19 protein-coding genes are annotated in these 22,670 nt (G+C 67.7%); 6 read left to right on the top strand and 13 right to left on the bottom strand.

Annotated elements, in window-relative coordinates:
* Nucleotides 1–186 precede the first annotated feature (186 nt).
* The 5 genes from ndk to OHB12_RS32240 form a co-directional block, all read right to left on the bottom strand.
* Nucleotides 187–603 (bottom strand): nucleoside-diphosphate kinase, encoded by a 417-nt coding sequence (ndk, locus tag OHB12_RS32260; protein ID WP_327113714.1) that lies wholly within the window; start codon nucleotides 601–603, stop codon nucleotides 187–189.
* Nucleotides 604–725: 122 nt separating this feature from the next.
* Nucleotides 726–1,142, bottom strand: a complete 417-nt coding sequence (locus OHB12_RS32255; RefSeq protein WP_327113712.1) for a DUF4233 domain-containing protein — start codon at nucleotides 1,140–1,142, stop codon at nucleotides 726–728.
* A 171-nt stretch (nucleotides 1,143–1,313) separates the two neighbouring features.
* A complete protein-coding gene (folC, locus tag OHB12_RS32250; protein ID WP_442799894.1) occupies nucleotides 1,314–2,780 on the bottom strand; it encodes a bifunctional tetrahydrofolate synthase/dihydrofolate synthase in 1,467 nt (488 codons plus the stop codon).
* Entirely contained in the window at nucleotides 2,777–5,455 is a 2,679-nt protein-coding gene (locus OHB12_RS32245) for a valine--tRNA ligase (RefSeq protein ID WP_327113710.1), read from the bottom strand. Before OHB12_RS32245 ends, folC begins: the two co-directional genes overlap by 4 nt.
* Before the next feature lie 370 nt (nucleotides 5,456–5,825).
* Nucleotides 5,826–6,761 (bottom strand): NAD(P)/FAD-dependent oxidoreductase, encoded by a 936-nt coding sequence (locus tag OHB12_RS32240; protein ID WP_327113709.1) that lies wholly within the window; start codon nucleotides 6,759–6,761, stop codon nucleotides 5,826–5,828.
* 241 nt (nucleotides 6,762–7,002) lie between these two features.
* Between OHB12_RS32240 and OHB12_RS32235 the strand changes: the two genes are divergently transcribed.
* From OHB12_RS32235 to OHB12_RS32225, 3 genes are all read left to right on the top strand, one after another.
* Complete coding sequence (locus tag OHB12_RS32235) at nucleotides 7,003–7,596, top strand: helix-turn-helix domain-containing protein (protein ID WP_327113708.1); 594 nt, start codon at nucleotides 7,003–7,005, stop codon at nucleotides 7,594–7,596.
* A gap of 8 nt (nucleotides 7,597–7,604) precedes the next feature.
* Nucleotides 7,605–8,435: an AAA family ATPase gene (locus OHB12_RS32230; RefSeq protein ID WP_327113706.1), complete on the top strand. Its 831-nt coding sequence runs from the start codon at nucleotides 7,605–7,607 to the stop codon at nucleotides 8,433–8,435.
* A gap of 324 nt (nucleotides 8,436–8,759) precedes the next feature.
* Entirely contained in the window at nucleotides 8,760–9,824 is a 1,065-nt protein-coding gene (locus OHB12_RS32225) for a dTDP-glucose 4,6-dehydratase (RefSeq protein ID WP_327113704.1), read from the top strand.
* Here OHB12_RS32225 and OHB12_RS32220 read toward each other — a convergent pair.
* From OHB12_RS32220 to OHB12_RS32210, 3 genes are all read right to left on the bottom strand, one after another.
* Nucleotides 9,816–10,922 (bottom strand): DegT/DnrJ/EryC1/StrS family aminotransferase, encoded by a 1,107-nt coding sequence (locus OHB12_RS32220; RefSeq protein WP_327113702.1) that lies wholly within the window; start codon nucleotides 10,920–10,922, stop codon nucleotides 9,816–9,818. The genes OHB12_RS32225 and OHB12_RS32220 overlap by 9 nt on opposite strands.
* Nucleotides 10,919–12,109 (bottom strand): NAD(P)/FAD-dependent oxidoreductase, encoded by a 1,191-nt coding sequence (locus OHB12_RS32215; protein WP_327113700.1) that lies wholly within the window; start codon nucleotides 12,107–12,109, stop codon nucleotides 10,919–10,921. The genes OHB12_RS32220 and OHB12_RS32215 overlap by 4 nt, the downstream gene beginning before the upstream one ends.
* Nucleotides 12,110–12,364: 255 nt before the next feature.
* Complete coding sequence (locus OHB12_RS32210; protein WP_327113698.1) at nucleotides 12,365–12,625, bottom strand: hypothetical protein; 261 nt, start codon at nucleotides 12,623–12,625, stop codon at nucleotides 12,365–12,367.
* Nucleotides 12,626–13,953: 1,328 nt separating this feature from the next.
* Between OHB12_RS32210 and OHB12_RS32205 the strand changes: the two genes are divergently transcribed.
* On the top strand, nucleotides 13,954–14,946 hold the full coding sequence (locus OHB12_RS32205) for a hypothetical protein (RefSeq protein ID WP_327113696.1): 993 nt from the start codon (nucleotides 13,954–13,956) through the stop codon (nucleotides 14,944–14,946).
* A 259-nt stretch (nucleotides 14,947–15,205) separates the two neighbouring features.
* On the opposite strand, the gene OHB12_RS32200 is transcribed toward OHB12_RS32205, so the two are convergent.
* Complete coding sequence (locus OHB12_RS32200; protein ID WP_327113694.1) at nucleotides 15,206–16,162, bottom strand: YegS/Rv2252/BmrU family lipid kinase; 957 nt, start codon at nucleotides 16,160–16,162, stop codon at nucleotides 15,206–15,208.
* On the bottom strand, nucleotides 16,159–17,736 hold the full coding sequence (locus tag OHB12_RS32195; protein ID WP_327121665.1) for an FAD-binding oxidoreductase: 1,578 nt from the start codon (nucleotides 17,734–17,736) through the stop codon (nucleotides 16,159–16,161). Before OHB12_RS32195 ends, OHB12_RS32200 begins: the two co-directional genes overlap by 4 nt.
* Nucleotides 17,737–17,918: 182 nt before the next feature.
* Here OHB12_RS32195 and OHB12_RS32190 point away from each other — a divergent pair, with 182 nt between their 5' ends.
* Together OHB12_RS32190 and OHB12_RS32185 are read left to right on the top strand one after the other, a co-directional pair.
* Nucleotides 17,919–18,539, top strand: a complete 621-nt coding sequence (locus tag OHB12_RS32190; RefSeq protein WP_327113692.1) for a TetR/AcrR family transcriptional regulator — start codon at nucleotides 17,919–17,921, stop codon at nucleotides 18,537–18,539.
* Nucleotides 18,540–18,576: 37 nt separating this feature from the next.
* Nucleotides 18,577–20,127 (top strand): glycerol-3-phosphate dehydrogenase/oxidase, encoded by a 1,551-nt coding sequence (locus OHB12_RS32185; RefSeq protein ID WP_327113690.1) that lies wholly within the window; start codon nucleotides 18,577–18,579, stop codon nucleotides 20,125–20,127.
* Here OHB12_RS32185 and OHB12_RS32180 read toward each other — a convergent pair.
* The 3 genes from OHB12_RS32180 to OHB12_RS32170 form a co-directional block, all read right to left on the bottom strand.
* Entirely contained in the window at nucleotides 20,124–20,678 is a 555-nt protein-coding gene (locus OHB12_RS32180) for a GNAT family N-acetyltransferase (RefSeq protein ID WP_327113688.1), read from the bottom strand. The two genes, OHB12_RS32185 and OHB12_RS32180, sit on opposite strands and share 4 nt — an antisense overlap.
* A 166-nt stretch (nucleotides 20,679–20,844) precedes the next feature.
* Complete coding sequence (locus tag OHB12_RS32175; protein WP_327113686.1) at nucleotides 20,845–21,480, bottom strand: biliverdin-producing heme oxygenase; 636 nt, start codon at nucleotides 21,478–21,480, stop codon at nucleotides 20,845–20,847.
* Nucleotides 21,477–22,604: a polyprenyl synthetase family protein gene (locus OHB12_RS32170; protein WP_327113684.1), complete on the bottom strand. Its 1,128-nt coding sequence runs from the start codon at nucleotides 22,602–22,604 to the stop codon at nucleotides 21,477–21,479. The genes OHB12_RS32175 and OHB12_RS32170 overlap by 4 nt, the downstream gene beginning before the upstream one ends.
* Nucleotides 22,605–22,670 lie beyond the last annotated feature (66 nt).

Here is a 22,670-nt window from a genome sequence, read left to right as displayed (position 1 = left end):
GTGTCATCCGGCTGCGATCGCCGCCTCTCGTGCGCGCACCTGCGCGAACAGTCGGCGTCGAGTGCAGCCGATGCCAGTATCCCACACCGGGCGCCGGGCGTTCGCCATCGGCGCTCGGCTCCGTCCTGCCCGGAACACGTTCGCCCTGCTCCCTGCCGCCACGAACACGACGATCGAGGACTGCGATCAGGCCGGAAGCTCAGGGAACCAGAGGGTGATCTCACGCTTGGCCGAGTCCGGCGAATCAGACCCGTGCACCAGGTTCTCCTGGGTTTCCAGAGCGAAGTCTCCGCGAATGCTGCCGGGCACCGCCTTCTCGACCGGGTCGGTGCCGCCGGCGATCTGTCGGAACGCCGCGATGGCGCGCGGGCCCTCCAGGATGGCCGCGACCACCGGGCCGGAGGTGATGAACTCGATCAGGGAACCGAAGAACGGCTTCTCGGCATGCTCGGCGTAGTGGCCCCTGGCCAGGTCCTCGGACACGTGCTTCAGCTCGAGGGCGACGATCTTCAGCCCCTTGCGCTCGACCCGTGCCAGCACCTCGCCGACAAGGCCACGGGCCACACCATCCGGCTTGATGAGTACCAACGTCTGCTCAGTCACGGCGCACAGCCTAACGGGCGCCCGTCCGGGTACCGAACCAGCGGTCAGCGAATCCACCACCGTGCGACAACCACGCCATGCCCGCAGCACAGCGGGATCACCGAATCAACACATGACCGAGCTCACGAGCGGGGGATGCGCTGGCTCGGCAGCAGCCCTTTCTCCATCCGACCCCGCACGTCGGCACGAAGCACCAGGATGAAGCCCCAGACCACGGCGAACACCACACCGACGACGCCGATCGAGACGTGGATGAACGTACCGAGCAGGACGAAGACCTGCAGGCCCAGGTTGAACGGCATCGCCAAGGAGCGGCGCTGCAGCCCGGCGCCCAGGAACATCACCACCGCGAGGACCACAAGATAGGTGCCCGACAGCCAGGTCACCCCGCCGCCGACGTCGGCGACCACCGGCAGCGCGAGCAGCACCACGATCGCCTCGAGCACCAGCGTGCCCGCCATCACCCCGCGGAAGCCCTTCCACGGATCGGTGGCCGGCGGCGGCGCCGGCCGCTCACCATGGTCGGCGGGTTCACTCATGCTGTGTCCTCCTGGGCATTCGCGCGCTCATGCTGTATCCACCTCGGCAATCGCGGGGCCCTCCGTGGTTACACAAGCTGCCGCCTCCAGGCCCGACGCTCATGCTGTATCCACCTCGGCAATCGCGGGGCCCTCCGTGGTTACACAAGCTGCCGCCTCCAGGCCCGACGCTCATGCCGGGTCCTTTCCGAACAGAGCGCGCGTCGCACCCGCTGTCACCACCGAGCCGGTCACCACGACACCCGCACCGGACACCATTTCGCCCTGCTCGCCGCTCTCCTCGGCCAGCGCGATCGCGGTCTCCAGCGCGTCGGGCAGGGTCGCCGCGGTGACCACCCGTTCGTCGCCGAACCGCTGCACCGCGAGATCGGCGAGCGTCTCCACGTCCATCGCGCGTGGCGAGCTGTTGCTGGTGACGACGATCTCGTCGAACACCGGCTCCAACGCGGTAAGGATGCCGTCGGCGTCTTTGTCGCCGAGCACCGCGACCACCCCGACCAGCTTGCGGAAGTCGAACTCGGTGGTAAGCGTCGCGGCAAGCGCACGCGCGCCCGCCGGGTTGTGCGCGGCGTCGATGAAGATGGTCGGCGCGTTGCGGATTCGCTCCAGCCTGCCTGGGCTGGTCACGCTCGCGAAACCCGCGCGAATGGCGTCTACGTCGAGCTGCCGCTGGGCACCGGCGCCAAAGAACGCCTCCACCGCGGCGAGCGCGAGCACCGCGTTGTGTGCCTGGTGCTCGCCGTGCAGCGGAAGGAAGATCTCGTCGTACACGCCGCCGAGGCCCTGCAATTCGAGCTGCTGCCCGCCCACCGCGATCTGCCTGGCGAGCACCCGGAACTCGGCGCCCTCGCGCGCGACCGCGGCGTCCACCTCGACGGCGCGGCGCAGCAGAACCTCCATCGCCTCGGGCTCCTGCTCCGCGATCACCGCGACGTTGTCGCGCGGGATCAACCCCTCCGGCGCGCGCTTGATGATCCCGGCCTTCTCCCCTGCGATGGACGCCAGGTCGGGGCCTAGGTAGTCGGTGTGGTCCAAGCCGATCGGCGTGATCACCGCCACCTGCCCGTCGACGATGTTGGTGGCGTCCCAGGTGCCACCCATGCCGGTCTCCACGACCGCGACGTCGACCGGCGCCTCGGCGAAGGCCGCGAATGCCATGCCGGTGAGCACCTCGAACTTGCTCATGGCCGGCCCGTCCGCGGCGGCCGACTGCTTGTCGATCATCTCGACATAGGGCAGCAGCTCACGGTAGTTCTGCACGTATTCGGCCGGCGAGATCGGCGCGTTGTCGATGCTGATCCGCTCGGTAGCCAGCTGCAGGTGCGGGCTCGTGATCCGGCCGGTTCGCCGGTGCAGCGCGGTGAGCAGCGCGTCGATCATCCTGGTCACCGAGGTCTTGCCGTTGGTGCCCGCGACGTGGATCGCCGGATAGCTCTGCTGCGGCGAGCCGAGCAGGTCCATCAGCGTGGCGATCCTGGTCAGCGACGGCTCGATCTTGGTCTCCGGCCAGCGCCGGTCGAGCTCTGCCTCGACCAGCGCCATCTCGGCCACTTCCACCGGCGAGGGGCCGTAGTTCAGCCGCGCGCCATCGCCACGGAGCTCGTCGTCGCCGTACTGCGGCTCCGGCTCGCTGTTCATTTGCCGCTCAGCTCGGTGAGGCGGGCACCGATGCGCGCCACTTCGGCGGCGGCGACCTGCTGTCTGCTCTTGATCTTGTCGACGACGTGCTCGGGCGCCTTGGCCAGGAACGCCTCATTGCCGAGTTTGGCGGCGGTGCCCTGGAGTTCCTTCTCCGCGGCGGCCAGGTCCTTCTCCAGGCGACGTCGTTCGGCGTCCAGGTCGACCGCGCCGGAGGTGTCCAGCTCCACGGTCACCGTAGCCCCGCTGAGCCGCACCTCCAGCGACGCGGTCGCGGCGAAATCCGGACCCGGCTCGGTAAGCCTGGCCAGGTTCGCCACCGACGCCTCCAGAGCGCTCAGGTCCGCGCCGTCCACACCGATCAGCTTGGCCGACACCTTCTGCTTGTCGCCGAGGCCCTGGTCGCTGCGGAACCTCCTGATCTCGGTGATCAACCGCTGCGCGTCCGAAATACGTTGGGCCGCGGTCTGATCCGCGGGAACGCCGGATGTCTGCGGCCACGGCGCGACCACCACCGACTCGCCGCCGGTCAGCGCCTGCCAGAGCGTCTCGGTGACGAACGGGATGACCGGGTGCAGCAGGCGAAGAACCGCGTCGAGCACGGCGCCGAGCACCAACTGGGTCGCGTCGGCGCGCGCGCCGTCGGCGGCGAACTGCACCTTGGCCAACTCCAGGTACCAGTCGCACAATTCGTCCCACGCGAAGTGGTACAGCGCCTCGCACGCCTTGCCGAACTCGTAGCTGTCGAACGCCGAATCCACTTCGGCGCGAACCTCTTCCAGCCGATCCAGGATCCAGCGGTCGGCGTCGGTGAGCTGCGCGCGGTCCGGCAGGTCGTCGGCCCGCGCACCGTTCATCAGCGCGAATTTGGTGGCGTTGAACAGCTTGGTCACGAAGCTGCGCGAGGCGAGCGCGTGCGGCTCGCCGACCGAGAGGTCGCCGCCCGGCTGCGCGCCGCGCGCGAGGGTGAAGCGCAGGGCGTCGGCGCCGTAGGCGTTGATCCAGTCCAGCGGGTCGATGCCGTTGCCACGCGACTTGGACATCTTCTTGCCGAACTGGTCGCGGATCAGGCCGTGCAGGAACACGTCCTTGAACGGCACCTGGCGCGCGCCGGCCTTGCCCGCCGTCAGCACGGCATCGTCGGCGACGTAGGTGCCGAACATCATCATCCGCGCCACCCAGAAGAACAGGATGTCGTAGCCGGTGACGAGAACGCTTGTGGGATAGAACTTCTCGAGTTCGTCGGTGGCGTCCGGCCAACCCATGGTCGAGAACGGCCACAGACCGGAGGAGAACCAGGTGTCGAGCACATCCGGGTCCTGCACCCAGCCCTCGGGTGCCTGCTCGCCGGGGCCGAGGCACACCACTTCGCCCTCGGGGCCGTACCAGATCGGGATACGGTGGCCCCACCACAGCTGGCGTGAGATGCACCAGTCGTGCATGTCATCGACCCACGCGAACCAGCGCGGCTCCTGACTCTTCGGGTGGATCACGGTGTCGCCGCCCCGCACCGCGTCGCCTGCGGCCTCGGCCAGCGATTCCACCTTCACCCACCACTGCATGGACAGGCGGGGCTCGATCGGCTCGCCACTGCGTTCGGAATGCCCGACACTGTGCACGTACGGCCGCTTCTCGGCGACGACCCTGCCTTCTTCCGCAAGCCGCTCGCGGACCTTGCCGCGCGCCTCGAACCGGTCCATGCCGTCGAATTCGGTTCCGGTGCCGGTAATCCGGCCGCGCTCGTCCATGATGGTCGGCATCGGCAGACCGTGGCGCAAACCGATTTCGAAGTCGTTGGGGTCGTGCGCCGGTGTGATCTTCACCGCGCCCGAGCCGAATTCGGGATCGACATAGTCGTCGGCGACGATCGGGATCTGCCGCCCGGTGATCGGGTGTTCCAGGGTGGTGCCGATCAGCGCCCGGTAGCGCGGATCCTCCGGATGCACGGCCACCGCGGTGTCGCCGAGCATGGTCTCCACCCGAGTGGTGGCCACGATCACGTGCGGCTCGTCGTCGATCAGCGAGCCGTAGCGCAGCGAGACCAGCTCGCCTTCGACGTCCTCGTACTTGACCTCGATGTCGGAGATGGCGGTGCGCAGCTCCGGCGACCAGTTCACCAACCGCTCGGCGCGGTAGATCAGGCCCGCGTCGTAGAGCCGCTTGAAGATGGTCTGCACGGCGCGCGACAGGCCCTTATCCATGGTGAAGCGGTCGCGGCTCCAGTCGACGCCGTCACCGAGCGCGCGCATCTGCCACTGGATGGCGCCGCCGGACTCGCGCTTCCAGTCCCACACCTTGTCGATGAACAGTTCGCGGCCGAAGTCTTCTTTCGTCTTGCCGTCCACCGCGAGCTGCTTCTCCACCACGGACTGGGTGGCGATACCCGCGTGGTCCATACCGGGCAGCCAGAGCACCTCGTAACCCTGCATGCGCTTGCGGCGCGAGAGGGTGTCCATCAGGGTGTGGTCGAGCGCGTGACCCATGTGCAGCGTGCCGGTGACGTTGGGCGGTGGCAGCACGATCGAGTATGCGGGTTTGCCGCTGGACGTGTCGGCGGTGAAATAGCCGGCGGCTACCCAGCGCTCGTACATCTCGGCCTCCACCTCGCTGGGGGTCCAGCTCTTGGGGAGGGCATCGGCACGATTACGCGTATTGTCAGGGGCTGCGCTGGTCACCCCGCGATTCTAAAGCGCGCCGATCCGCGCACTTCAGGTCGGTCGATCCCGCTCCGCTCGGGCGTCGTCCGTTCGGGCTGTGCGTGCGCGAGGGGCGCCGGTCGCGGTGTCGTCCGAATCGGGCACCGCTGCCGCCCGACATGGGTCGGAGCCTTCCATCGGTGAGCATCGGCGACCCAGTCGGCGAGGGTTCCTTTTTGCCGATCGACGTGCGACTTTCCGAGCTGGAGACAAAGAAAGGCGGGTCTTCGGTGGATGAGGGACACCGAAGACTCCGCCTATGCCTGACACTTTACCGTCGCTCCAGGGGCGGCCCCGTAATCCATAACCAATTCTCAGTTTCCGGCATTTTCTACCCGCAAGGTTCTCTTTATCGAGCTGCCGCGAGCGCGGCGGTGTCCGCCAGCACCAGGTCACCGTTGATCGCGATCGCGGCGGTCGAACCGGCGCTCGCCGCGGAAATCACCTGAGCCGCCGGGTTGCTCACGTTGCCTGCCGCCCACACGCCAGGGACGCTGGTGCGCCCGGACGGGTCGGTGACCACCCAACCGGTGTCGTCGAACGCGCAGCCCATGGCGACCAGCACGTCGTCGTTGGCGTGGAAGGTCGGCGCCACGAACATCGCAGTCCGCGGCACCGCCCGCCCGTCGGCCAGTTCGACGCCGCGCAGACCGCCGTCGACGGCGAACCGCGCGACCTCGCCCTCGAGCACGCGCACCCCGCGCGCGTCCAGGTGGGCGCGGTCGGTGTCCGACAGGGTCATCGTGTGCGGGAAGAAGACCACGTCGCGGGACCACTGCGGGAGCAGCAGCGCCAGGTGCACCGCGCGGTCGAGCGCGCCGGGCCCCCTCCCGCCGAGCACTCCGATCGGCTGGTCACGGACCTCGTAGCCGTGACAGTACGGGCAGTGCAGCACGTCGACGCCCCATCGTTCGCGCACGCCGGGCAGCTCCGGCAGTTCATCGCGCAGCCCCGTCGCGACGAGCACGCGGCGGGCCCGTAGCACCCCGCCACCACCCAGCCGGATCGGGTATCCGTCGTGCGCCGAGCCCGGCCCCGCGCCGGTGACGACGTCGTCGATCAGCTCGGCGCCGTAGCCCGCCACCTCGTCCGCGCCCACGGACAGCAGGTCCGCCGGCGGCATCCCGTCGCGGGAGAGGAACCCGTGCATGTGCTCGGCGGGCGCGTTGCGCGGCGCACCGCCACGGACCACCGCGACCCGTCGTCGCGCCCTGGCGAGCACCAGCGCCGCCGACAGTCCCGCCGCGCCGCCACCCACGACCACCACGTCATATCTCTCGCTCATGCCTCCACCTCGCTAGCGCTCGGCTCCACCATGACCGAGAACTCGGCTGTGTTCATTGTTCGCTCGCTACGCTCGCTCATGCCTCCACCTCGCTAGCGCTCGGCTCCACCATGACCGAGAACTCGGCTGTGTTCATTGTTCGCTCGCTCATCGGCGATCACCTCCGCCGACAGCCTGCCGCCGCTTCGCCGAAGCGGCAACAAAGGTTGCTGATTTCGGGAATTGGGGGTGCACTGGAGACATGTCCACCCAACCCACCGTCGCCCAGGCACTCGCCGACATCGGCCCACGACTCAAAGCGCTGCGTACCCGCCGCGACGTCACGCTCACAGCGCTTGCGGAGACCACCGGAATCTCCAAGAGCACACTGTCGCGACTGGAATCCGGCCAGCGCAAGGCCAGCCTGGAGCTACTGCTGCCGATCGCCATGGCACACCAGGTGCCGCTGGACGAACTGGTCGCCGCACCGAAGATCGCCGACCCGCGGGTGCACACCACGGCGCGCAAGATCAACGGGCTCACCATCGTTCCACTCACCAGACAACCGGGGCCGCTGCAGGCCTTCAAGATGATCATCCCGGCCGACCGCACCGAACCCGACCCGAAGGTGCACGAGGGCTTCGAGTGGCTCTACGTCCTTTCCGGGCGGCTCCGGATGGTGCTCGGCGCGCACGACCTGATACTCGGCCCCGGCGAGGCCGCGGAATTCGATACCCGCCAACCACATTGGTTCGGCAGCGCGGGCCGGGGCCCCGTGGAAATCCTGAGCCTTTTCGGCAGCCAGGGTGAACGTATGCATCTTCGCGCACGCTCGGCAGGCCGAAAACGCGCATGAGCCAGAGTATGTCCAAATGCCTGATATTGCCGGATAGCGCCGAACTGGGGACCCTGGACAAGGTGGATACTCCAGGCGCTCCTCCTCCGGTGAATCTCAGTGAAATCCCAGGGTTCTCCCTGTTGCCCAACGAATCTCGACTCGGGACGCTGGAAGGGGTGAACCCCCCGCTCGAAGCTTTGCCGATACACTCCGCCGAACCACTGGTATCCACCCTGGCGCCGGACTCCGTGCACGATCTGCGCGGTGGCGCGATCGAGGAATTGCGGTACCCGAGCTCGGCGGCGCTGGTCGTCGCCGGCGTCCCTGGCGCAGGCAAGAGCACCACGCTGCGCACGTTCTTCGGCGCCGCCTCGGACGTCGAGACGCCGCGGCACAGCCCGGACGGCGCGACCGTGCTCGACTCGCACCAGGCGCGCATCCGCTGGCGGCGCAGGCTCTGGTGGTTGCCTTATCCGCTGTGGCGCCCGGTGGTCCACGCCGCGCACTTCCACGCGATCCATGCCGCGTTGCGCGACACCACAGATCCGGTCGTGATCCACGACTGCGCCACCTTCCGCTGGACGCGCACGCTGATCGCGCACTGGGCGACGCTCTATGGCCGGGACCTGCACCTGATCATGCTCGACGTGCCCGCGACCGTGGCACGGGCCGGTCAGTACGCTCGCGGGCGGCGGGTCAACGGAGTGGCCTTCACACTGCATGTGCGGCGCTGGCGACGACTGATGCGGACGATCACGATCGAGCGCCGCCTGCCGACGAACGGGTCCCGCTCCGTCGTCGTCGTCGACCGTGCGACCGTCAACCGGATGCGTCGCGTGAAATTCGTCGCCCAATGATGAAAACCCTTGCTGCCGTGATGATCACGGGCACCAGTACGGCATTTCATCTCCTGGTACGGCCGCCCCAAGTCCGGTGGGGACGTTGTCGTGCGTCGAGCTCAGTCCTGACTGTCGTCGTCGGCGTTTACCGGGGCGTTCCCGTTGTCGTGCGAGACACCAATCAGGCCAGCACATCGGCCGCACGAAAGAGCCGGGTTAGACCTGCGGAGGGCAAGTAAAGCCAGCAAGGTTCACAACCTGGCGGGAGTCTCATCGAACCGATATGAATTGGCATGGTGGCAGGCGGGTCACGGAATAGGCTCTCGGCTACGATCGGCATCCATGTCCGTCTACCTCGTGACCGGTGCCGCAGGCTTCATCGGAGCGAATTACGTTCACCGTTTGCTGGAGTGGGAGCCCGCCGCCGAGGTAGTGGCGGTGGATTACATCGGTTTCGCAGGTAATACGGCGAACCTGGATCGGGTGGCCGACCGCATTGTTTTCGAACAGGCCGATATCGCCGAGCTGGAAACGATGGAGGCTGTCTACCGGCGGTATCGACCGGATTTCGTCGTGAACTTCGCGGCGGAGTCGCACAACGACCGTGCGATCCTCGGCCCGTCGGCGTTCATGCGCAGCAACGCCCTCGGCGCCCAGGTGATGGCCGAGTGCAGTCGCCTAATCCCGGTACGGTCGCACGTGCACGTATCGACGATCGAGGTGTACGGCGAGCTGGCGGCCGGGAACGAATGGTTCACCGAGCGGTCCCCGCTGAACGCGAAAACCCCTTACAGCGCTGCCAAAGCGGCCGGAGATCAGATGGTGCGCGCCTACATGCAGACCTATCCGGAAATGAACATCCGGATGACACACTGCGCCAACAACTACGGCCCGTATCAACTACCGGAGAAGCTGATCCCGCTGGCGGTGACGAGCGTCCTGCGCGGACGCAAGGTGCCCGTCTACGGCGACGGCCTGCAAAGCCGGGACTGGCTACACGTCACCGATCACTGCGCCGCTGTACATCGTGTCCTGCACGCAGAGCTGGACACGATCCCGGCGGAGGCGGCCACCGATCCGGGCTTGTTGCCGATCTTCGACATCTCGGCTCGCTGCGAGGTCACCAACCTCGATATCGCGCGCATGGTCGTCACCACGCTCGGACGTGACCCGGGCGCGTGGATCGAGCACATCCCCGACCGCCCGAATCACGATCGCCGCTACCTGATCAATCCGGAGAAGATCGAATCACAGCTGGGCTGGCAACCGACGCACGACTTCACAACCGGGATCGAAGACACGGTCAACTGGTACGTCGAGCACCGCGACTGGTGGGAACAGATCATCGCCGACAAGGGCGAACTCGGCTTCGACTGGAGCCAAGCCGCACCCCAAGCATCACGGTAGCTTGTGGCCGGCCTCGGCTACGGATGTGCGGATGATCTTGATGACTCGATCGACGATGTCATCGGTCATTCCCCGCCACAGCGGCAGGCAAATGTGACGGTCCGCAAAATCGTTCGCGGCCGGGAAGCTGTCGCCGATGTTCAGACCGCCGAAGACTGGCTGGCGGTGTAGAGGTTGCTCGTAGACGCCACGTGCCAGCTCGACACCCACCGCTGACACCTTGTCGCGCAAGTGATCCCGTTCTATGCCGTAGTTGAGTAGAGCGATGCATTTGTGACCGCTCACCTGCCCGTGCGGGACCGGGAACTCGAGCCCGATGCCGGATAGATCGGTGATGTAGCGGTCGATGACGGCGCGCCGCTGGATGAGGTCGCGGTCGAAATGGTCGAACTGGGCCGATCCGAGGACTGCGCCGAGCTCGGTCATCCGCCAGCTTCCTCCCCACACCACATGCCGACCGTCACCGTCGTGGCCCTGGTTGCGATAGATGCGAGCCAACCGGTCCAGGTCCGGGTCGTCGGTGGTGATGACACCGCCCTCGCCGGTGGTAACAACTTTGGTGGCGAACAACGAGAACGCTGCCGCGTATCCGAAACCTCCCGCGGGACGATCCCCGAAGGTGGAGCCGTGCGCGTGCGCGGCATCCTCGATCAACGCAACACCTGCCGCCTCACACAACTGCATGATCTGCGGCAAGTCAGGGGTTATGTATCCACCGATGTGCACGACTACCACCGCGGAGACGTCGCCGGTGAGCCGCCGTTCGAGGTCGGCGAGGTCGGGATACAGGCCTGCGTCGTAGAGCTGGACCTGCGCCCCAGCTGCCAGGGCGGCAGCGGCGGTGGCGTAATTGGTGTTCGTCGGCATCAGCACTGTCCGTCCCTGCACATCCACTGTCTTGTAGATGATTTCGAGTGCCGTCGACCCGGAGTTGACCGCGATCGCGTACCGAGTACCGGCCATCACGGCGACAGTGGTTTCGAGGACTTCGGTGTGGGCGCCGAGTACCAGCCGGCCCGCCCGCATGATCTGCTCGGCCGCAGCGAGAACGGTGGCGATCTCATCGTCAGGTACCGCGGCGGTGAATGGTGGGATCATCGGGGGCTCGCTTCCTGGTGCGCGGTCCACGGTGCCGCGTCGACCAGATCGAAGACATCGCTGGGACGGCCGCTGTGCTCGGCGGGCAGCGCCAGTGGTTGCTCGGTGCCGGTGACGGCGGCTACGACCGCGCGAGAGGCGTGCAGCGCGAGTGTCATCTTGCCCGGCAGGACCGTCCACAACCCGGCGATACCTTCGCGGTCGTCGTGATTGATCACGGCGTAGTTCGGTTCGGTGCCCCACTGGTCGCCGCTGCCGCGCGCATGCTCGGTCTTGCTGCACACCCATGCGACACCAGAGGTGCAATCAACCAGGCCGGGCCGCAGCCACTCGGTGAGTTCACGCGTCAGCTCGGTTGTTTCGGTCGCAGGGACCGGCCAGCGAGCCGGGCCGCGCACGAAACGCTGGCGGGCACCATACCGGGACGCCAACACCACGCCACCAGCGGCCGACGGCGCCAGGGCTGGCCACCCGAATTCGAGGCCGATGATCGAGCATGGCAACGCCCCGGGAAAGGCCATCATGACTTCCAGCCGGGACTTCAGCTCCTCGGCAATCATTGACCTCGACCGCTCCAGCACCTCGCGTGTACCGATCCCATTGCACACCACGACGTTCGCCGCTTGCACTAATCCAGTGGCGGTTTCGACACCCCGCACTACTTGATCAGCGACCACGACACGCGACACGCGCGTCCCGACGATCAGGTCCACCCCATTCGCTACACACCTGGCCGCCAGATCGGTTATGAGGGAATGGGTGTCGACGAGCAGTTCCCGTGCAGCTATGGTCTGCAAAGCTATTGAATCAGGCACTGTTAGCAATTCACGGACCTGCCACGGATCCACCTCACCGTGGTCTATGCCGTGCTTATCCCACAAGGTGCCATGCTGACGCATTGTCTCGGGTGCTCCTATGTACCAGCACTTTTCGATGTCAGATATGCACTTGGGGAACGCAGCGCCATAAGCGGCCTGCGCCTTCATGCACGATGCCGTCACCTCTGGATGCCACCGCGCATACAGCGCGCCGCCGTGGACAATGCCGTGATTTCGCGTCGTTGCTCCGGATCCGAGAAGATTGCCTTCCATCAGCGCTACCGCGGTATCCTGCTCGCTCAGTCGCGCCGCCGTCATCAGGCCAGCCACACCGCCGCCCACCACAATGAAGTCGTATCTGTCTGCCATGACACGGTTCCTTCCTTTCTGTTCTGCGGTCGGCATCGAGCCAACGCCGCATCATTCGTTCAACAATTTCTCGATCTGATCGAGGGTCGGCGCGGAGTGCACACGCTCGCCATCAGGCGTGTCCGGTAACGACCAGACCCGCGGTCCTGCGGGGCTGCAAGTCAGGAAATATCCCGCTCTCGCGGCGCGTACCGCCATCTCCTTGGCTCGCACCGACGTTGCATTGGTTTTCACCAGATGAAGATGCCTTTTCCCTCATGTCACGGATCGTCCTCGTGGCACTCGATGGGGCGGAGCGAGTTCGGCCCAGTACTCATGCCGTACCGCGTCCCAGAGCCGGGTGAGCTCCGCGAACCGTTCTCGGGCTTCGGCGAGGTCGGGGTACGGGCCCGGATCGAACGACACCACAGCTTCGCCGTCCGGGATTGTGTGCACGCGCATGATCATGACCCGCTGCTTGTGCAGTCGCCAGATCGCTTGCAGATCTCCGACATTGGTGCAATGAATGCCGTCCATGCCTGCCCGTCTTCCGACTATCCGTGGTGGCCTGGTGCGAGACGGGCGGTCAAGGCTGGCGGGTCTGCATCCGGCTTGGCGAGACCGTCCAGCACATCGCGCAGTGTTCGGGTGTCCGGGAGGCCTGAAGCCAGTAGGTCGGCATGGAGTGGAGGGAACAGCACCCCCGCGGGCGGCGGCCCGCTCGCGCGGCGTGTCCACCGGTGGCACAATCTGGCCGGCCCGAACCAGACAGCTATATGCGCTGGATTTCCGGGGGCACTCTACTGCGCGACATGTGAGGTGCTGCTGCATGATTCGTTTGGCTTCCGCCACGGTCAGCGGGTGATCGGGATGCTGGTGCGCCGGGTCTACAAGGCCCGGCAACGACGCCGCCCACGTCTGCGGCGGAATCACCGTCTCCAAGTCGCACACATCGCACACCCGCGACGGCATGTTGTCGACGGTCGCCAAGTCGTACACGATCAGCGCGGCGACGCCGAGACCAGCGGCGATACCGAGTGCGTAGCCGATCGGGTCGGAGTAGTCAGCCGGTGGGCGCACCGTGTACAGGTGGACATACCCCAGTCGCAGGGCGTGACGTCGGGCATCCGTTGCATGCCGCGGTGATTCGAGCCCCGACACGTCAACGCGTACCAGGCATATCGCAGTGGGCTTGTGGTTCGGATCGCCGGAATCCATGGCCTGTCCTCTCAGTTCGTGTCTGATCGGTGCCCACCGCCGGGAAGCTGTTCGCCATCGGCCAGACGTCACAGTTGGGTTGGTCGATCTGCCAGTTGACACCGAGCGTCGGCCCGACGGTGGGCCGGTTTCAACGTCACGGGCGAGACGAATTCCCGCACCGGGGCGCACAATTGAGCCTGATCGGCGAGAGTTGGTCTCGGTAGGGCAACTTCCCCCCGCAATTTCCTGGAACGAAGTTGCGGGGTGCCGTTTCGCGCTACTGTCTGGATAGATGTGGGGAAGGGCATCAGATGAGTTCGCGAGACCGGAGAAATCGCCAGCTCGAACAGCTGATCGAGCGGCGGGACTGGAAGCGGCGAGAAGTTGTCGACAAGGTCAATGCCGCATATGAGCAGATCACCGGCAAACCCGGTGCGTACGACGAAGAAGCCATTCGGCGGCTCGTGAGCGGTGTGACAAGGTGGCCGACAGAGGGATACCGGCGAGCCTTGGAACAAACCTTCGACGCCACCGCTACAGAACTGGGTCTATACAACCCTCGCGCGGCGAGAGCGAAACACTCGCAAACTGGTACAGGCGTTGAAGCTGCCCTACGCTGGAATCGGGGCGGCGAGGAGGTTGACGAAGTGCAGCGCCGAGAGCTGATGAGAGCAATCGCCGTCATCACGGCAGCAGCGCCAGCGATTACGGCTGCGCTCAGTGCCGACGAGGTCGAACGCACAATCCGCGCAGCCGCGACTCCGCGCCGCGTCGACGCTGCGGTGTTGGACAACATCGAGGCGATGCTGAACCAAGCTCGGCTTCAAGATGATCTACTCGGCCCGCAAGCTGCGATCCGCACAACACTCGCCCAGGTCGACATCGCCGAGGCGTTGCTCGCCGGACCACGGGATCCGCTGGAACGCCGGTTGAAGTCGCTTCGCAGCAAGATCTCCACCTCCGCCGGATGGCAACTGTTCGACCTGGGGCGTACTGGCTCAGCGGAGGAGCATTTCGAAACCGCGCGAGACGCCGCGGACGAGATCGGTGACGACGCCGCCGGTGCGATGGCAATGGCGGAGTGGTCCGGGATGACCGAGGAGGTCGGCAAGCCCTCCGTGGCCGCCGACCAGGCAACCGCGGCCGAGATGCGCGCCTCTCGATCAGGCGATCCGCTACTCCGCGCGCACACAGCCGGCATCACGGCCCTCGCTCAGGCCAAGGCGGGACACGCTTCCGACACACGCCAAGCACTGACTCGGGCCGACCGCTTCGACGTCACCACACCGCGCACGCCGGAACAGTCACTGGCCTACTTCTGCACAGCGGGACATGTCGCCCGTATGCGCGCCAAGGCACTTCACCAGATCGGTGACCTCACCGCAGCGATCGAAGCCGCCGAAGAGTCGCTGAGGCTGCAAGCTGTCCGAGACCGCGCAGCGTCCCACATCCTGCTCGGAACGATCCACGTCGACGCCGGGGACCTCGACGCCGGGCTGAGCGCAATCCTCGAGGGTGTGGAGGCCGAGGCCGCGAACGGGTCAGCGCGGGTCTCTGGCCAACTGCACAACGCCCGTACGTTGATACATGTCCGGGCTCCGGGATCCGAGGCCGCACGGACGGTCGATGCGCGTATGGCCGAGCTGCCGCTGATCTGACCTTTCTCGGTCCGATCAAGGCGTAGCTTGATTGCGATCGCCGCGCGGCGGCATCCCCGTAGCTGGGCAACAGTGCGTGACCGGTAGCTGACCGTGGCCGTTTCCGGTCCACAGCACCATTCCACCAAGCCGCGTTGATCATTCCGTGCCGGAGGTGACATGACTGCCGAGTTCCACGGGCCTGGATGGGGTGTCCTTTCAGTATTGTTGGGGCGGTTCGTGCTGATCAGGCTGATTGCAGTCGGGCCTGGGGCCGTGATCAAGGCACCAGGACGGTCAGTGCCCCGGGCACCGCGCGGAGGGTGATGGGCAACGTGCCCGCGGGCTCGCCGTCCGCGGTCGCGGGCGCGCCCGGCGCGGTCAGCGTGACCGCCGCGGCCCGGAACTGCTTGACCTCCGGATGATTCTGGCGCTTGCCCGCCGACAGCGCGGGCAGCAGGCGCAGCATCTCCACCCTGGATAGCGGGCCGACCACGGTCAGGTCGAGCAGTCCGTCGTCCAGCACCGCATCCGGGCAGATCAGCATGCCACCGCCGTAGGTGCGGGTGTTGCCGACCGCGATCATGACCGCCTCGGTCTCCAGCAGAGAGCCCGCACCCGGGTTGGTCAGCCCCTCGGTGACCGCACCGGTCAGCTCGACGCGGTAGGGCACGGTGAAACGGCCGGAGACCTCGGCCAGCGCCGCGACCGTGTAGCGCAGCCGCCCCTTCGGCCAGCGCATGTCGTTGGCGCGCAGGGTGACTCGTGCGTCGAAGCCGGTGCCGGTCACGGTCGCGAACCACATCGGCGTCGCGCCGGGCGCGGGAAACTCGATGCGGCCGAGGTCGATGGCCCTGGTCCGCCCGTCGAGCACGAGATCGGCCGCGGCGATCGGGGCGTCCGTCGGCACGCCGAGCTCCCTGGCCAGATCGTTGCCGGTGCCCGCGGGAACCATGCCGAGCGGGACGCCGGTCTCGGCGATGGCCGCGAGCATCACGTTGATCAGACCGTCCCCACCGATACAGACCACCACGTCGGGCTTCGGCCCCGGACCCACGATCGAATCCCGCACCTGCCGAACCGATTCGGCGACCGTCGGGGCACACACCTCGGTGACCTCGGCGCTACGCGCCCGGAACCGGGCGATCGCGGCACTCGCCATGCCGCTTCCCCTGCCGAGCCCGGACTGCGGATTGGTCACCACGGTGATCGCCCGCACGAGCGAACTCCCGGTCACGACACCAACTTCCCGGGATTCAATATGCCTGCGGGGTCGAGTTCGGCCTTCACCGCGCGCAAGACGCGCACACCCAGGTCACCGACCTCGTCCGGTAGCCACGGCCGGTGGTCGGTGCCGACCGCGTGGTGGTGGGTGATGGTGCCGCCCGCCGCCACGATGGCGTCGCCGACAGCGTGCTTGGCGACTTGCCACTGGGCGATCGGGTCGTCCAGTTGCTTGGCGATGACGGTGAAGTACAGCGACGCGCCGGTCGGGTAGGTGTGCGAGATGTGGCACATGACCAGCGGCGGCGTGCCCTGCCCACCGAGCGCTTCGGTCAGCACGCCGGTCACCTTCGCCTTCAGCGCCGTCACGGTCGACCAGGTGGTCGCGGTCTCGAGTGTTTCGCACAGCACGCCGACGTCCAGCAGCGCGTCGCGCAGATACGGCGCGGCGAAGCGTCCGTGCTCCCACTCCTCGGCGGGCGCAGGCCCGAGCGCGGTGCCGCCCGCCGCGGCGAGCAGGGCGTTCGCCTCGGCGCTGCGTGCCGCGACGTGCGCCGCGCTGCCTTCGACGGTCGTGATGGCCAGACAGCCCGCTATCGGGTTGCCGCCGATGTCGCCGGAGCGGGCCAGGTTGATTCCGGTCTCCGCCTCGTCGGACAGCCGAAGGACGGTGGGCGCCGCGCCGGCCTGCACGACCGAGCGCAGTGCCGCTGCACCGGTTTCGAAGTCCGGGAACGACCATGCTTGGTAGGCGACGGCTTCCGGGACCGGATGCACCCGGAGCGTGACCTCGGTGATCACGCCGAGCGTCCCCTCGGAGCCCACGAACAGCTCGCGCAGGTCCGGTCCCGCGGCCGAGGCGGGGGCGCGGCCGAGTTCGAGGGTGCCGCTGGGCGTGGCGATCTTCAGCCGCTGCACCATGTCGTCGAACCGGCCGTAGCCCGCCGACGCCTGGCCGGAGGACCGTGTCGCGGCGAAACCGCCGACACTGGCGAATTCGAAGCTCTGCGGGAAGTGGCCGAGCGAAAGGCCGTGCGCGCCGAGCAGTTCCTCCGTGCGCGGACCGGTGAGTCCCGCGCCGAGGGTCGCGGTGCCGCTGACCGGATCGATCCGGGTGATGGTGTCGAGCCTGCGCAGATCCAGCGCGATCACGGCGTCGAATCGGCCGCGCACGGGATCGACGCCGCCGACCACGCTGGTGCCGCCGCCGAACGGAACGACGGCGACGGCGTGCTCGGCGCAATAGGCGAGCACGGCGAGGACCTGGTCGTGATCGGCGGGAAAGACGACCGCGTCGGGCGCGTCCTGCGGGCCCTCAGCGCGGCGGCGCAACAGATCCGGCGTGCTCTTGCCACCCGCGTGCAGTAGCCGGTCGCGGTGGTCGGCCGACAGGTTGTCGGCGCCGACCACCTCGACCAACCCGGCTCGCTGCGCGGGCGTGAGCGCCGATTCGCGCAGTGGCACGTCGCCCTCATCGCGTCGCGCCACCGGTTCGCCCGACACACCGAACACCTGCGCTAGCAGGCCACGGACCCGCGCCGAAAGTGGTTTGTGTTCGGTAGGGATACCCCAGGCATCCCAGACCATGCGCGCCGCGGGCCCGCTGACGGCGGTGTCAGCCGGAAGAGCCGAATCTTCGACGGTGTGCTGCTGCGTTTCCACCATGCGTTACAGTCTGACATGTACTGTCAAGTAGTAATGAACGTCAGCCCCCCTTCTCCTGGTCGGCGGCCGAGCCTCCGACGGACCGATTTATCAGTGGTGACACCTTGACCGCTCCCGATGGGACCACCGAAGACGCCGAGAACGCGCTCTCCGCTATCGACCTCTCGATCCTCGACGCGGCCCGCGCCTGCGTGCAGGAGTTCGGCGTGCGCCGCACCACCCTCACCGAGGTCGCGCGCCGGGCGGGCGTCAGCAGGCCGACCGTCTACCGCCGCTGGCCGGACACCGGCTCGCTGGTGGCCGAGCTACTGGTTCGCGAGCTGCGCGGCATCGTCGCGGCGACCATGCCGACCGCGGGCACGGCGCGCGCCAGGCTGGTCGAAGGCGTGGTCTCGGGCGCGGCGAAGGTCCGGTCGAATCCGTTGTTCGGCAAGATCTTCCGCACCGACACCGATCTGATGCTCACCTATGTGTTCGGCAGGCTCGGCCGCAACCAGCGGGCGCTGATCGAGCTGTTCGCCGCGGGCATCCGCGAGGGCAGGCAGGACGGCTCCATCCGCGACGGCGATCCGGACCGGATGGCCACCATGGTGCTGCTGATTGCCCAGTCCGCGGTGCAGTCGGCGGGCACCGTCGCGCCGCTCCTCGCGGGCGAGGACCTCGACACCGAGCTCCGTCGCGCGATCGACGGCTATCTCGGCGACGGCCGGAACCAGCCGCGATGAGCACGGCGGCACGCTCCTCGATCGGAAAGGCATTGCGATGACCACGAATTGGGTGCGCACCGGAGACTCCGCGCTGAACGCCGACCGCCGCGCCGCAGATCTGCGGCGGCTCGGCGACGGCGCCGAGATCGACATCCTGGTGATCGGCGGCGGCGCCACCGGTGCGGGCGCCGCGCTCGACGCCGCCGCCCGCGGCCTGCGGACCGTCCTGGTGGAACGCCACGATCTGGCCTTCGGCACCAGCCGCTGGAGTTCCAAGCTGATCCATGGCGGGCTGCGTTACCTGGCCGGCGGCCGGGTCGGCATCGCCCACGAGAGCGCGGTGGAACGCGGCATCCTGATTCGCACAACGGCGCCGCATCTGGTGCGCCCGTTACCGCAGCTGGTGCCGCTGATCCCTGGCTTCGGCCCCGCGCGGAGCGCGCTGGTCCGCGCCGGTTTCCTAGCCGGTGACGCGCTGCGGCGCGGCGCGGGAACGCCTGCCGCGATCCTGCCCCGGTCACGCCGCGTCGCCGCCGCCGAGGTGTTGCGGCTCGCGCCGACCGTGCGCCGCGACGGGTTGCGCGGCGGGTTGCAGTCGTGGGACGGGCAGCTCGTCGACGACGCACGCCTGGTGGTCGCCCTGGCGCGCACCGCTGCGGCGCAGGGCGCGACGGTGCTGACCCGTGCGGAAGCCCTCGACGTGACCGGAAATTCGGCGACGCTGCGCGACACTCTGACCGGCGAGACCATCGGGCTCCGGCCGCGCACCGTGGTGAACGCCACCGGCGTATGGGCAGACCAGGTCGATCCGAGCGTCGAGTTGCGCCCGAGCCGCGGCACCCACCTGGTGTTCTCCGCCGCGTCCTTCGATGGCCTCAACGCCTCGCTGACTGTGCCGGTGCCCGGCGGCACCAGCCGGTTCGTCTTCGCCTTCCCCGCCGCGCACGGCCGGGTTTACCTCGGCCTGACCGACGAGGACGCGCCGGGACCCGTGCCCGACGAGCCGAAGCCGACCGACGCCGAAATCGACTTCCTGCTCGACACCATCAACCCCGCGCTGCGAGAGCCGTTGACGCGCGCCGATATTCGTGGGTCGTACGCGGGGCTGCGCCCGCTACTGCAGACCGCCGACGACAGCACGGCCGACATCTCGCGCAAACACGCGGTGCTGCGCTCGCCCACCGGTGTCGTCACGATTGTCGGCGGCAAGCTCACCACCTATCGGCGGATGGCGGAGGACGCCGTCGACGCGGCGGTCGCGTACGGCAGGCTCACTGCGAGGCCGTGCCGCACTCGGCGAATTCCGTTGGTGGGCGCGGTCTCCGGAGCGGCCCGCGATCGCATCGCCGCCCCGCCGGTGCTGATCGAGCGCTACGGCAGCGAGGCGGCCGCTGTCCTGGCCGCGGTGCGCCGCGATCCTGCGCTTGCCGAACCGGTGGCGCCCGGAATGGATGTGATCGGCGCCGAATTCGCGTTCGCGGTCGCACAGGAGGGCGCGCTCGACGCCGATGATCTGCTGGATCGGCGCACCCGCATCGGTCTGGTCGCCGAGGACCGGGCAGCCGCCGCCCCGGCCGCCGCGGCGGCGCTCGCGCCGATCTCCTAGGACCCGTTCTCGACGCACCCGTGCTCGGGTCGGCCCATCGACCACGCGGCGAGTTCCGCGCGCATGCACGCGCGCGGCCACCGGTCGAGGCCGTGGGCGCGTTCGGCCGCGCGCAGCGCCCGCAGGCCGGGCGTCTCCTCGTGCACCGGCAGGTAGCGGAAGCCGAGTCGCTCGTAGTACGGCCCGTTCCAGGCGACCTCGGTGAACGTGGTCAGCGTGATCGCCCCCATTCCCTCGGTTTCGGCCCACCGCACGGCCTGGTCGATGAGGCGCTTGCCGATCCGCTGCCCCGCGTGATCGGGGTGCACCGAGACCTGGTCGATGTGGGCGACGCCGTCGACCACGCCCAGAATCAGGTAGCCGATCGGGTGGTCGGCGTCGTCGGCCCAGACCCAGGCCCGCCCGGCCCGCTGGAACTCACGCAACATGTCCAGTGCGGGCGGCTCGTCGTCGGCCACTGCTGTCATGCCGACCTCCGCGAACGGCGCACCGGCCGCGCGCTCGATGTCCTGGAGCGTTGGAAGGTCATGCGTCGTCGCTGGGCGGATCATCGGGCCATTGTGCGCCGAAGGCCGCGACCGGGCCAGCGAGTTTTCCGCCCACTGTTGGCACGGCGGCGGCCTCAGCCAACGACGAGGACCGGCGCGCGCCCACTCCGACCCGGCACGGCACCTCCTGCGAGGGTCAGCCCCCGAGGCCCCTACCGATCGACGCTACTCACTCACCAGGCGTCGATTCTTCGCGATCCGGACGAGACAGTGCGGCGAGCGTGTCCGCTATCGCTCGGTAGCCCTTGTCCGCCGCCGCCAGCACCAGTTGCTGTAGGGGCTCGTCGACAACGGCTTCATCCATCCGAGTGGCGAAGGCTGTCCAGCGTTGCCGGTCACCGCTGCTGTAGTAGGTGAGCCCACGACCGTCGGCGAGTCCGAATGTCGCCCGGACATGTGGTGTCAGCTCCAATCCACCCATCGTGGAACCTTCCATGACGTACAGGAACCCCAGCAGCGAGACGGGGTCTTTCGTCACGCAGTCCGAGATCACCGCCGCGAACCGGTCCGCCACGGTGATTGCCGTGGCCGCGATGGCGTCGGCGGGCACGGTGTCGAAGAACTCCAGATCCTGCTCCAGCAGAGGCACTTTCGCGAGGTCCGAGCGCCACACCGCGGTCACGATCGGGTCGTCCGAGTCGGCCAGCCGGGTCTCCAGGGTGTCGAGGATGATTCGGTAAGCCCTCAGCTGGCCCACATATCGGCCGAGTAACAGTGTTCGGCTCAGAAGCTCGAGACTGAACGGCGTTGCTTCCAATGCGTCATGCCATGCCCGGGTTTCGGCGCGAAGCCGCTTCATGATCATGCGCGAACCGCGGCGTACAGCCGGTCCATCACGTGACCCTTGCGATCGATCGTCATGTCGAAATACGTCGCGCTGTCGGTCGATCGGCACAGTTGGTGAATCCGGCTCTTGGCCTCTTCCTTGAGGTCGACCGCCTGTCCGGCGAGCTCGACGATCGTCTCGCGGAGCTCGGGGTGACCGAGCGTGAACGTCTTCAACCGGTCTCCGACCATGTCGGTGCCGAACTCGGGCAACCCGGGTTCGGCGCCGAGCAGTTCGAGGCATACCCGATTGGTGAGCCCGTCGAAATCCTCGTACGTGTTGGCGCCGCCGAACTCGGGCACGAAATCGGTGAGGTCGTTGAAGATCTGGCTCGCCAAACCCAGCTGCCGCATCGCGTCGTCGAGAACCGTCAGTTCGTCGTCCGGCACCCGCAGCGCGGTCGCGGCCGCGTTCAGCGGCATCCGGAACAGCGTCGAGGTCTTCAGCGTCGCGACCGACTCCCAGAACTTCACCCGATCGTTCACCTCGGCCGCGACGATGTCGCGCCGGACCTCGGCCAGCCGGGTGGACATATCTATCGCCTGACCGATGAAGCCGTTCTCGACGGTCTGCACGAGGTAGTTCACGACGGCGGGCGTTTGCACGTGGCGCAGCGCGGCGAGCACCATCCAGGCTCCGGTGTTGAGGGCAAGCGGAACCCCGTGGGTGGCATGCAGTGCGGGCTCGCCGTATCGCACCGCACTACCGTCCTCGATGTCGTCGAGAACGACCGCGGCCTTCAACAGAATTCGGACCGCGACCGCCACCCGGCGGATGACCGCCAAATCGGCAGCCGCCTCGCCGGTGCTGGCGAAACCCCGGTAGTTGCGGAAGACCCAGTACACAATCGATGGCCGGAAGCCGGGACCGCCTGCCGGTCGCAAGGCCTCCTGCCCCACCTTCGAGCCGAGCGCGTCGGTGATCGGGTCGTGAAACGACTGCCGCAGCGCGGTGTCCAGTTCCCGCGGCCCGTAGGCCGCGCCTGCCACTTGCGACGCCGAGACTGTCAGTTCGGAGAGGAATACCCGAAGATCCGTTTCCAGCCGTTCCGAGTCGCCGCGCACGAACTCGTTCACCTGTGTGTCATTCTCGACGGCAGTCATCTGTGCTTCTCCTATCGGGCCGACCCGAGTACTCCGGGGGCAGCCCACCTCCGGCCCCAGTCCCTC

The organism is Nocardia sp. NBC_01730 (assembly GCF_035920445.1).
GTDB lineage: Bacteria > Actinomycetota > Actinomycetes > Mycobacteriales > Mycobacteriaceae > Nocardia.
Note: the sequence above shows the minus strand (reverse complement) of the source record. Positions and strands in the feature narration are given on the sequence as shown.